Origin of the sequence: Meridianimarinicoccus roseus (genome assembly GCF_003172915.1) — a bacterium.
Classification (GTDB): Bacteria; Pseudomonadota; Alphaproteobacteria; order Rhodobacterales; family Rhodobacteraceae; genus Meridianimarinicoccus; species Meridianimarinicoccus roseus.
The window spans coordinates 200,665-210,318 of the sequence record NZ_QGKU01000033.1 but is presented as its reverse complement, the minus strand read 5'-3'; the positions used below and the strand labels follow the sequence as shown (position 1 = coordinate 210,318).

Here is a 9,654-nt window from a genome sequence, read left to right as displayed (position 1 = left end):
GGTAGTGCCCCGCGGCGTGGTGTAAGAGGGCCGGCCTTCGGAGAGGCTCGAGTTGGTCAGGTCGCCACGGCGGGCAGTCTGACGTTGTGAGTATCGGTGATGCGGGCCAGCGACTCCAGCCCCATGTAACGGCGCGCGACGGCCCACTCGTCGTTGGTTTCGATCATCAGCGCGCCGACCAGACGGATGATGGCCGCGTCGTTCGGAAAGATCCCGACGACATTGGAACGGCGCTTGATCTCCTTGTTGACGCGCTCAAGCGGGTTGGTCGAGCTGATCTGCGCCCAGTGCTCCCTGGGGAAGTCCATGTAGGCGAGCACGTCGTCGCGGGAGGCGTCCATCATGGCGCCGAGCCGGTCATTCTTCTCACGGAGGGCGTCGGCGATGGCGTCCCACTGGGTCTCCGCCTCGGCCTTGGTCTCCTGGGCGAAGATCGTCTTGAGCATTGCGGCCACGGCGGTGCGGCTCTTGGCCGGGGCATGGGCGAGCGCGTTTCTGAGCCAGTGCACGCGACACCGTTGGTGGGTCGCATCGAACACTCGGCGGGCTGCGGCCCTGAGCCCCTTGTGATCGTCGGCCACGACGAGCTTCACGCCGCGCAGGCCGCGATCGGCGAGAGAGCGCAGGAAGCCAGTCCAGAACGTCTCCGCCTCGGAGGGGCCGGTGGCGACGCCGAGCACCTCGCGTCGGCCGTCCCCGTTGACCGCCACCGCGATTATTACGGCACGGCTGATGATCCGGCCGTTCTCGCGCACCCGGATGTAGGTTGCATCGAGCCAGAGATAGGGCCAGGCGCCCTCGAGAGGCCGGGTGAGGAATGCCAGCACGCGCTCGTCGATCTCGGCGCAGAGCCGACTCACCTGGCTCTTAGACACGCCACTCCCGCCCATGGCACGCACCAGATCGTCCACGGCGCGCGTCGAGACGCCGTGCACATAGGCTTCCTGGATGACGGCCACGAGGGCCTTCTCCGCCGTCCTGCGCGGTTCGAGAAAGCTCGGGAAGTAGCTGCCCTTGCGCAGCTTCGGGATCGCCAGGTCGATCCGGCCGGCGCGGGTCTCCCAGCCTCTCTCGCGGTATCCATTGCGCTGCGTGGTGCGCGCCGGTGTGCGCGTTCCTTTTGGCGCGCCCGTCGCAGCCTCGACCTCCATCTCCATCAGCCGCTCGGCGGCATAGGCGAGCATGTCGCGGACGAGATCCTCGTCGGCGGACTTCTCCACCAGCTCCATCAGGGTCATTCTATCGTCGGTCATCGTCGTCTCCGGTTCGGTTCCAGGTTTCGCAACCCGAACCTTCTCCGAAGACCGGCGATGGCCGCCAGCGTCACCGCCGGCCGCGCGCTGCGCTNCGCCGGAGGCTCCGCGCGCGGCCTCCTCCTACACCACGTCCGGGGGCACTGCTGAAGTTCGGGACCATTCTGGCGAAGCACGATCACTCCTGGTGAAAAAGGATGCGTCCCGGCGCGATCTCGGCCCCCGGCTCCAGCGTCAGCACCAACCCGGCACACGTCGGTTTTGGTCGAGCCGCGTCAGCGACGGCCATTCGGTCAATGTCACGCCCAGCCCGTGCCCCTGCCGCCCGTTTCAGGCCACCGTCCCCTGCGCCGTCAACGCGCGGAACAGTGCGCCGTGCAGGTTAGACTCCGTCATTCCGGGGCGAAGTGCCTCCAGCGCGTCATCCGTCGCAGCGTACAGCGGCGCATGTGCCCGGCGCAGCGCGTCCGGGTGCGGGCCAATCTCGGGGATCACGGCGACCGGGTCGCCCGACGACGGCACCAGCACGACCCAACGGCGCGGCGGGCTTTACCATAACCGCGTCAGAAACCCGGTGACGTGGAACACATCCGCCGGCGTGGTCAGCAGCAGGGCGCCGATCTTGGCGCGCCAAATGTCGGCCTGCAACGCCCGGCCCTGCGGGCGCAGATCTGCCTTGGTCGTCCCCGTACCTCGGCAGCATCAACCATGCTCGGGCCCCTCACTGAGGACCAGCAGCACGCGCGCGTCCGCATCGAGACCAAGATCGGCGCCGTGAACGACGCACCCGGCCAGTCCCGCGGCACCTGAGGGCGTGGTGCTGAGCCCTTCGCGGGCCAGCCAGTCCACCGCCGTTGCGGCCTGAACGTCAGTCACCGTCATGAACAAGTCGGCGTCGCGGGCCAGCCCGGCCAGTGCCACCATCGAGGGCATCTTGCAGTCCAACCGCCCCATGTTGGACACCGGCCCCGAGGTCATGGTCGCGTGCCCGGCAAGCACGCTGGCCATTAGCCCCGGAGCGGCCACGGGTTCGACGACCCCTACCAGCGGTGTGTCACCCCACGCCGCGCGCAGGTGCACCGCCATCGCCGCCGCCAGCCCGCCGACACCGGCCTGAAGCAGGATATGCGTCGGCGGCGGGTCCAACTGCGCAACCACTTCGGCGGCGATCTGCAAATAGCCCTGCATCACCCTGCCCGGCAGATCGGTGTAACCGGGCCACGAACTGTCCGACAGAAGCACGGCCTTCGCGCGCACGGCATGACCTTCGGCGGCATCCATGCTGTCCTCGTAGGTCTCACCGCTACGGACGACCTTCGCGCCCATCCGGCGCAAACGCTGCGCGAAGGCTTCGGGCACCGGGGCCGACAGGAAGATCACCGCCTGTGCGCCGAACACCCGCGCGCCGGCGGCAACCGACATGCCATGATTTCCGGCACTGGCGGTGACATAGGTCTGGTCGCGCAAAATCTCGCTCCAGGCTATGTGGGGCCGCGCGTTGCGCCGCGCGGCGGCGGCATGGGCGATGGCGAAGGCGGCCCCGAGCGCCTTGAAACTGCCCAGCCCCATCCGGTCGCTTTCGTCCTTGACCGACACACGCGCCACGCCGAGGCGGCGCGCAAGCCCCGGCACATCGCGCAACGGCGTCGGCGCATGGGCCGGGCACTCGGCCAGAAGCCGCGCTACCGCAGCGGCATCGGTTTCCGGCAGCACGGCCGCCTGCCCGCTGGACGACCCGAAGCCGGTCTTGCGGTAGGGGTTTTCGATGATTTGGGTCATGCCGGGATGCCTTTCAACGGATCTGGTACGACCTGTTCCGGCCAGCCTAGCAGGACGATGCCAGCGACGCGCCCCATTCCGGACATTTTCCTGTGCATCTGCGTCATTTCGCAGCTTTCCCCGCCGAACCACGGCAGGCAGTGTCGCGCGGCGGTTCGGGCAGGCACGACGAAGGGCGGACAACTGGCATGGACATTCAGGACCGGCGCATCCTCGACGCGCTGCAGCACGACACCCGGCTGACATCGGAACAACTGTCACAACGCGTCGGCCTGTCGCCCGATGCCTGCCGAAAGCGGCTCGCACGGCTACGCGCGTCGGGCGTGATCGAACGCGAGATAGCGGTCCTGTCGCCCGAGGCGATGGGGCGTGGGCTGGTCATGGCGGTTTGCGTGACGCTGGTCACCGAAGGCACGGTGGAACTTGACGAGTTCAAAGAACGGATGCGTGTCGCGCCCGAGGTCATGCAATGCTACGCCGTGACCGGCGCGTCCGATTTCATCGTGCTGCTGACGGCGCGGGACATGCCCGAATACGAAGGCTTCGTGCGGCGTCACTTCCTGGACGGCGGGCATGTCGCGCGTTTCACCACCAGCGTGGTGATCGACCGGGTCAAGGTCGGCTTCGGGCTGCCCCTCGGCTCGGACGGGGCCTGAAGCCACGGCCGGCCCGCAGGGGCCACGACCGGGCCGCGCCCCTGCGCTGGCGCGTTTTCAGGCTGCAGCGATTGCGATGACCTCCACCCGGTAATCGGGCGTGGCCAACTTGGCCTCGCCGGTCGCGCGGGCAGGGGCGTGACCTTCGGGCACCCAGGCGTCCCAGACCGCGTTCATCTCGGCGAAATCGGCCATGTCGGCCAGCCAGATCGTGACCTGCAACAGCTTGGTCTTGTCTGACCCCGCGCGCGCCAGAAGCGCATCGACCTTCGCAAGGCAGTCCCGCGTCTGGTCTGTCACGCTGGCGCCTGGCGCGCCGACCTGCCCGGCAAGGTAGATGGTGCCGTTATGGATGGCGGCCTGGCTCATGCGCGGGCCGGTGTCGAGTCGGGTGATGTCGGTCATGGAGTGCGTCCTTGCGGGTCAGTGGAAACGGGCCGGCGACAGCGCCGCGGGCGTGCCTGCATAAGGGGCCGTATCACCGCCGGTGACAAGGGCCGCCGCAAGCTGTGCCAGCGCCGGAGCTGTCTGCACGCCATAGCCACCCTGCCCCGCCAGCCAGAAGAAGCCCGGCACCTGCGGGTCGTGGCCAACCACCGGCGTGCGGTCAGGCGCGAAGGTGCGCAGCCCGGCCCAGCTGCGCCCGACGCGGGTCACCTCCAGCGCCATCGCCTGCTGGAAACGGTCCAGCCCTTCCGCGATCACGATGTCCTCGGGCCAGGCGTCGTGCGGTTCCACCGGGTCGGCATCCGCGGGCGAGACCATGAGCATCCCGGCGTCGGGCTTGGCGTACCAGGTCTCCGGCGCGCTGACGACCACCGGCCAGGCTGCGGCGTCGATCCCGTCGGGCAGCGGCACCAGGACGGCGGAACGGCGCAGCGGCACGAGCGACAGGGGCACCGCCCCGGCCATGCGCGCCACCGAGTCGGCCCATCCGCCCGCCGCGTTCACGATCAGCGGCGCAGAGTAGGCGCGCCCGCCCGCGGTGATCCGCCAGCCATCGCTCTGGCGCAGGATCGCGCTGACCGGGGCGCGGCACTGTACCCGTCCGCCGCGCGCCTTGAGCCGCCGCAGGTAGCCTTGCAACAGCCGGTCCACGTCGATGTCCTGCGCGCCCGGTTCATAGAGCGCTGCGGCGACATGGCCGGGCCGCAACAGCGGACAGAGCGCGCCGGCCTGCGCCCCGGTGATCCGCTCCAGCCCCGTCGCGCCCTCGGCGTAGGCATCGAGAAGCGGCAGTTCCGCCTCGGTGGCGATCATCAATTCGCCCCGCGGCTTCAGCAGCGGCCCGTCCGCCAGTTCGCCCGGATCGGCCAGCACCGGTTCGGACAGGCCCGAAAGCACGCGCAGCACGGCGTTGCCGTAATTGCGGATGAACACCGCCGCCGACCGCCCTGTCGCATGATAGCCCGGCGCGGCCTCGCCCTCCAGCACAAGCACATCGGCACGGGCGGCCAGTTCCGCCGCCGCGCTGATCCCGGCGATTCCGCCGCCGATCACGATGATGTCCGCCGTGCTCATGCCTGTGCACCCTCCAGCGCGCTGGTCAGGTTCGGGCCGAGATCGTCGGAAAGATACCCGCCCTCCTGGACGTAAAGCACCGGACGGCCAAGTCCTGCAATCGCCGCCGTGATCCGCGCAAAGCCGGGCGTCGTGACCGCCAGCCCACGGAACGGGTCGTTGACATGCGCATCGAGGCCAAGCGCGACAATTACCGCGCCTGCGCCGAACGCGTCGATGCGCGCCAACGCCGTGTCGAGCGCGCTTAGGAAGCCGTCATCCCCCGTGCCCCGCTCCAGCGGAAGGTTCAGGTTCGCGCCCAGCCCCGCGTCCTTGCCCCGTTCATGGCCATGGCCCCAGAAGAACGGATAGAACCGTGCGGGGTCGGCGTGGATCGACACTGTCAGCACGTCGCCGCGATCATAGAAGATCCCCTGCGTGCCGTTGCCGTGATGCACATCGACGTCAAGTACGGCAGGTCGCAGCCCCTGCGCCAGAAGATGCTGCGCCGCGATGGCGGAATTGTTCAGGAAGCAGAATCCGCCCGCCAGGTCGGTGAAGGCATGGTGCCCAGGCGGACGCGATAGCGCATAGACGGCCCGCGCCCCGGCCAGGATCGCTTCCGCCCCGCTCAAGGCGGTCTGGGCGGACCAGTAGGCCGCCTCCCACGTGCCCGCCGCGATCGGGCAGGCGGTGTCGGCCTGGTGCCAGCCGGCCTGCCCGACAGCGGATTTGGGATAGCTGTCGGTGCGGCTGGCGGGATGGATGTTCGGGATCACCTCGCAGGCCGCACCCTCGATCCGCAGCCAGCGGGCATGGATCGTGCGCAGGAAGTCAAGATATTCGGGGGTATGCACCGCCGCGATCGGCCCCATGCCGTGATCTGCCGGCGCTTCGAACACACAGCCCGCCGTCAGCGCCGCGCCATGAAGCCGGTCGATGCGTTCAGGCTTTTCGGGGCTGGGCAGGCGCGTGCCGTTCGCCATGAAATGCTGCGGGTCATGGGCGCGCTGGCGCGGATCGAAGATAGCTTTCATTGAATCGGGTCCGGTTGCGGGATTGTGGTGGCCGCTGCGCCTTTCAGGCCCAGCATCGCGCGCGCCTCGTCCGGGTTGGCAAGGGTGTGGCCCAGCCCCTCGATCAGCGCCCGGGCGCGGGCGACCTGCTGGGCGTTGCTCGTGGCAAGGCGGCCGCGTTCGATGGTCAGGTTGTCCTCAAGCCCCACACGGACATGCCCGCCCATCGCCGCCGCCATCGCCGCGAAGGGCATCTGGTGCCGCCCCGCCGCCAGCACCGAGAACAGGTAATCGTCCCCGAAAAGCTTGTCGGCCAGCCGTTTCATATGTGTCAGCGTCTCGGGTTCGGCCGCCATGCCGCCAAGCACGCCGAACACGAACTGGATGAAGAAGGGCGGGGCAACCGCGCCGCGATCGGCGAAATGGCGCAGCATGTGCAGGTGCCCGGTGTCGTAGCATTCGAACTCGAACCGGGCACCGCGCTGCGCGCCTATCTGCTCCAGCACCTGCGCGATGTCGCGCGGCGTATTGCGGAACACAAGGTCGTCCGAACCTTCGAGGAACGGGCGCTCCCAGTCGTGCAGCCAGTCGGTCACCCGCGCGGCCATGGGGTAGAGCGCGAAATTCATCGTCCCCATGTTGAGCGAACACATCTCGGGGGCGAAGGCGCGCGGGGCCTCCAGCCGCTGGTCGAGCGTCATCACGGCGCTGCCCCCCGTGCTGAGGTTCAGCACCGCGTCGGTTTCGGCGGCGATATGCGGCAGGGTCGCCGCATAATGCGCGGGCGTGGCCGACGGGCGGCCGTCGGCCGGGTCGCGCGCATGCAGGTGAAGGATCGCGGCGCCCGCCTGCGCCGCAGCCACGGATTGTGCCACGATGTCATCCGGCGTGACCGGCAGGTGGGGCGACATCGACGGCGTGTGGATGGAGCCGGTGACGGCGCAGGTCAGGATCACGCGGGCCATCGGATCAAGCCGGGGTCATGGCACGCGTGGCCAACTCATCGGCGAATTGCGCCAGCGACCGGTCCAGCCCCTCGGTGATCTCATCAAGATGCGCGTCGGTGACGATCATGGGCGGACAGACCAGAATGTGATCCCCGCTGTAGCCCCCGCGCGTGCGACGGGCATAGACGATCAGCCCCTGTTCATAGGCGATCTGCACAAAGCGGTCGAAGGCCTTTGCCTCGGGTGGCAGCGGTGCCATGCTGGCGCGGTCGGACACGAATTCGAACGCCAGAAGCAGCCCCTTGCCGCGCACATCGCCGATGAAGGGGTATTTCTGCATCAGCCCGTCCAGCCGGGCCCGCAGCCGTTCGCCCATCGCGGCGGCGTTGCCGATCAAGCCCTCACGCTCGATCTCATCCAAGACGGCAAGACCGGCCGCGCAGGCTAGCGGATTGCCGGCATAAGTGTAGCCGTGGATGAAGCCGCCAGAATCCAGCACCGGTTCCACCAGCCTTTCATGCGCCACCATCGCACCGAGCGGCACATAGCCTGCAGCATAGCCTTTGGACAACACGATGATGTCGGGCGGGACGCCCCAGTGATCGGTGGCAAGGAAGGCGCCGGTGCGCCCGGCACCCGTCATCACTTCGTCCGTGATCATCAGCACCCCGTGCCGGTCGCAAATCTCGCGCACGCGCTGCAGGTATCCGGCCGGCGGAACCAGCGCCCCGGTGGACGCGCCGCCCACAGGCTCCACGATGAAGGCGAGCACGGTTTCCGGCCCCTCCTCCATGATCTTCGTCTCCAGCATGTCCGCATAGTGGCGGCCCGTAGCGGGATCTTCCGGATCCAGCCCGTCGAGATAGGCGCGCGGCGCAGGGATCTTGGGCATCGGGCGCATCATCGGATCGAACGGCGCCGTCATCGGTGCATAGCCCGTCACCGCCAGCGCCCCGAGCGTCGCCCCGTGATAACTGGGAAAGCGGCTGATGACCTTCCAGCGCTGCGCCTGCCCGACCGCCAGTGCGTATTGCCGCGCCAGTTTCAACGCGCTTTCAACCGCTTCGGACCCGCCCGAGACGAAGAACACGCGGTTCAGACCCGGCGGCATCAGACCAGCCGTCTTGGTGGCCAGCCGTTCGGACGCCTCGGTTTCGAAATGCAGCCGGTATCCGAAGGTCGCCTTGTCCATCTGCGCGCGCATTGCCGCCAGCACACGGTCATTGCCATGCCCGATGTTGCAGACCATCGCGCCGGACGAGCCGTCGAGATACCGCTTGCCGTCAACGTCCCACATGTAGACGCCGCGCGCCTGTTCCAGCACGGGCTTTCGCCCGCGGCCCTGGTAGAACAGATGGCTTGCCGGACGCCCGCTCATGCCGGGTCTCCCGGCAGCGCGGCGCAGTCCTGCGGGCGCAGATGAAGCGTGACTTCGGCGCCGGCCGCGAAGGGCCGCCCGTCGATCATGTTCACCGCCTGAAAACGATGCGCGCCTGCCCGCAGGAAGTACCGCGCCGCCTGCCCCTGGTAATCCACGGCCTCGACCACCGCATCAGCACTGGCGGCCTGTCCGTCGGTCGTGCCGCGCGCTGCAAGGTGCAGTTTCTCGGCGCGCAGGACCAGCTTGGCCGGTCCCGCGCCCGCGACCTGCGGCGCCCTTTCGGCGGGAATCCCGAGCCTGCCGAACACCGGCGCGTCCAGCGTCACGGTGCCGTTCGCGCGGCCGGTGCAAGTGGCGGCCAGGATGTTGGACGCACCGAGAAACTGCGCCACGAATTCGGACGCGGGCGTGTTGTAGACTTCTTCCGGGGCGCCGACCTGTTCGACGCGGCCGTTCGACATCACGACGATGCTGTCGGACATCGCCAGCGCTTCGGACTGGTCATGCGTGACGAACACCGTGGTGACACCGATCCGATCCTGGATGCGCTTCAGTTCCACCCGCATGTCCTCGCGCAGGTTCGCGTCGAGGGCGGATAACGGTTCGTCCAACAGCAGAACGTCGGGCTCGATGACGATGGCACGGGCCAGCGCGATGCGCTGCTGCTGCCCGCCGGACAATGCCTTCGGATAGCGGTCGCCCACCTGCGGCAACTGCACGAGGTCAAGCGCCTCGGCCACCCGGCGCGCAGCCTCGTCCTTGGGAACATTGCGGTATTTCAGCCCGAAGGCCACGTTCTCGGCCACGGTCTTGTGCGGGAAAAGCGCGTAGTTCTGGAATACGATACCAAGGTTGCGCTTGTGGATCGGGATGTCGTTGACGCGCCGCCCACCGATCAGGATGTCGCCCTCGGACGGATCGAGCAACCCGGCGATCATCCGGAGAGTCGTGGTCTTGCCGCAACCGGACGGGCCCAGCAGCGTGACGAATTGCCCCTCGCCGAATTCGAGCGAGGTGTCGTGCACGGCGGTGAAGGCACCGAAGCGCTTGACGATTTTTGACAGGGTGACGGTGCTCACGCGCGGGCGCCTCCGGCAAGGGTGCCGCCCGGAAGGTCGGGCG

Annotated in this window: 10 protein-coding genes; 1 reads left to right on the top strand and 9 read right to left on the bottom strand. The window is 68.3% G+C overall.

Features of this window, described 5'->3' with window-relative positions; translation table 11 throughout:
- Nucleotides 1-56: 56 nt before the first annotated feature.
- The 3 genes from DKT77_RS11115 to DKT77_RS11105 all read right to left on the bottom strand — a co-directional run bounded on the left by DKT77_RS11115 (nucleotide 57) and on the right by DKT77_RS11105 (nucleotide 3,032).
- On the bottom strand, nucleotides 57-1,253 hold the full coding sequence (locus tag DKT77_RS11115) for an IS256 family transposase (RefSeq protein WP_109809696.1): 1,197 nt from the start codon (nucleotides 1,251-1,253) through the stop codon (nucleotides 57-59).
- A 330-nt stretch (nucleotides 1,254-1,583) separates the two neighbouring features.
- Nucleotides 1,584-1,781, bottom strand: coding sequence for a M24 family metallopeptidase (locus tag DKT77_RS20980; RefSeq protein WP_238547819.1), 198 nt, complete (start codon nucleotides 1,779-1,781; stop codon nucleotides 1,584-1,586).
- 174 nt (nucleotides 1,782-1,955) lie between these two features.
- Nucleotides 1,956-3,032: a pyridoxal-phosphate dependent enzyme gene (locus DKT77_RS11105; protein ID WP_109811764.1), complete on the bottom strand. Its 1,077-nt coding sequence runs from the start codon at nucleotides 3,030-3,032 to the stop codon at nucleotides 1,956-1,958.
- 188 nt (nucleotides 3,033-3,220) lie between these two features.
- Between DKT77_RS11105 and DKT77_RS11100 the strand changes: the two genes are divergently transcribed.
- On the top strand, nucleotides 3,221-3,688 hold the full coding sequence (locus DKT77_RS11100; protein WP_109811763.1) for an Lrp/AsnC family transcriptional regulator: 468 nt from the start codon (nucleotides 3,221-3,223) through the stop codon (nucleotides 3,686-3,688).
- Between the two features lie 57 nt (nucleotides 3,689-3,745).
- Here the strand turns inward: DKT77_RS11100 and DKT77_RS11095 are convergent, their stop codons facing one another.
- The 6 genes from DKT77_RS11095 to DKT77_RS11070 are packed head-to-tail and all read right to left on the bottom strand — an operon-like array spanning nucleotide 3,746 to nucleotide 9,611.
- The gene (locus tag DKT77_RS11095; protein WP_109811762.1) at nucleotides 3,746-4,093 is read right to left on the bottom strand and encodes a RidA family protein; all 348 of its coding nucleotides are present in this window, start codon (nucleotides 4,091-4,093) and stop codon (nucleotides 3,746-3,748) included.
- Nucleotides 4,094-4,111: 18 nt separating this feature from the next.
- On the bottom strand, nucleotides 4,112-5,209 hold the full coding sequence (locus tag DKT77_RS11090) for an NAD(P)/FAD-dependent oxidoreductase (RefSeq protein WP_109811761.1): 1,098 nt from the start codon (nucleotides 5,207-5,209) through the stop codon (nucleotides 4,112-4,114).
- Complete coding sequence (locus tag DKT77_RS11085; protein WP_109811760.1) at nucleotides 5,206-6,225, bottom strand: histone deacetylase family protein; 1,020 nt, start codon at nucleotides 6,223-6,225, stop codon at nucleotides 5,206-5,208. Before DKT77_RS11085 ends, DKT77_RS11090 begins: the two co-directional genes overlap by 4 nt.
- Entirely contained in the window at nucleotides 6,222-7,169 is a 948-nt protein-coding gene (gene kce, locus DKT77_RS11080; protein WP_109811759.1) for a 3,5-dioxohexanoate:acetyl-CoA acetone transferase, read from the bottom strand. Before kce ends, DKT77_RS11085 begins: the two co-directional genes overlap by 4 nt.
- Before the next feature lie 4 nt (nucleotides 7,170-7,173).
- Nucleotides 7,174-8,529 carry an aminotransferase family protein gene (locus DKT77_RS11075; protein WP_109811758.1) on the bottom strand — a complete coding sequence of 452 codons (1,356 nt, stop codon included), beginning with the start codon at nucleotides 8,527-8,529 and terminating at the stop codon, nucleotides 7,174-7,176.
- A complete protein-coding gene (locus DKT77_RS11070; RefSeq protein ID WP_109811757.1) occupies nucleotides 8,526-9,611 on the bottom strand; it encodes an ABC transporter ATP-binding protein in 1,086 nt (361 codons plus the stop codon). The genes DKT77_RS11075 and DKT77_RS11070 overlap by 4 nt, the downstream gene beginning before the upstream one ends.
- Between the last annotated feature and the right edge of the window lie 43 nt (nucleotides 9,612-9,654).

What these genes read in the sequence shown, in the direction of transcription:
- DKT77_RS11090 (WP_109811761.1), bottom strand. Translation starts at nt 5,209, where the DNA reads ATGAGCACGGCGGACATCATCGTGATCGGCGGCGGAATCGCCGGGATC.
- DKT77_RS11075 (WP_109811758.1), bottom strand. Translation starts at nt 8,529, where the DNA reads ATGAGCGGGCGTCCGGCAAGCCATCTGTTCTACCAGGGCCGCGGGCGA.
- kce (WP_109811759.1), bottom strand. Translation starts at nt 7,169, where the DNA reads ATGGCCCGCGTGATCCTGACCTGCGCCGTCACCGGCTCCATCCACACG.
- DKT77_RS11115 (WP_109809696.1), bottom strand. Translation starts at nt 1,253, where the DNA reads ATGACCGACGATAGAATGACCCTGATGGAGCTGGTGGAGAAGTCCGCC.
- DKT77_RS11095 (WP_109811762.1), bottom strand. Translation starts at nt 4,093, where the DNA reads ATGACCGACATCACCCGACTCGACACCGGCCCGCGCATGAGCCAGGCC.
- DKT77_RS11105 (WP_109811764.1), bottom strand. Translation starts at nt 3,032, where the DNA reads ATGACCCAAATCATCGAAAACCCCTACCGCAAGACCGGCTTCGGGTCG.
- DKT77_RS11085 (WP_109811760.1), bottom strand. Translation starts at nt 6,225, where the DNA reads ATGAAAGCTATCTTCGATCCGCGCCAGCGCGCCCATGACCCGCAGCAT.
- DKT77_RS11100 (WP_109811763.1), top strand. Translation starts at nt 3,221, where the DNA reads ATGGACATTCAGGACCGGCGCATCCTCGACGCGCTGCAGCACGACACC.